At 71.2% G+C, this 514-nt stretch carries 1 protein-coding gene; it reads left to right on the top strand.

Going from position 1 to position 514, the window contains the following annotated elements:
• Positions 1-514, top strand: a 514-nt coding sequence (locus EGK63_RS16380; RefSeq protein WP_165906643.1) for an FAD-dependent oxidoreductase, incomplete at both ends; no start/stop codon positions are given.

Raw genomic sequence — 514 nt, 5'->3', positions numbered from 1 at the left:
CAAGGTAGTGATCATCGGCGCGGGACACGCGGGGGGCTCGGCGGCGGCGCTGCTGAGGCAGTATGGGCATGAGGGCGAGATCGTCCTGGCGGGGCAGGAGAGCGCGCCGCCCTATCAGCGGCCGCCCCTGTCCAAGGCCTGGCTGAAAGGGGAGGCGGGTCTGGAAGACCTGCTGCTGCGCCCCGAGAGCTTCTACGCCGAGCAGAACATCGCCCTGCGCACCGGCGTCACGGCGAGCGCCATCGACGCGGACGCCAAGACCGTGACCTTCGCCGATGGGGCGGTCGAGACCTATGACACGCTGATCCTCGCCACCGGCTCGACGGCGCGCAAATTGACTATTCCCGGCGCGGATCGAACGGATCTGCTGGAGCTGCGCACCCTCGACGACGCGGAACGGCTGAAGGCGGTGCTGGCGCCGGGCAAGCGGCTGGCGGTGGTCGGCGGCGGCTATGTCGGGCTGGAGGCGGCGGCCTCGGCCCGTGCGCTGGGCGCCGAGGCGGTGGTGATCGAG

It is taken from the genome of Brevundimonas sp. 357 (genome assembly GCF_003938605.1).
In the GTDB taxonomy this organism is placed as follows: Bacteria; Pseudomonadota; Alphaproteobacteria; order Caulobacterales; family Caulobacteraceae; genus Brevundimonas.
Note: the sequence above shows the minus strand (reverse complement) of the source record. Positions and strands in the feature narration are given on the sequence as shown.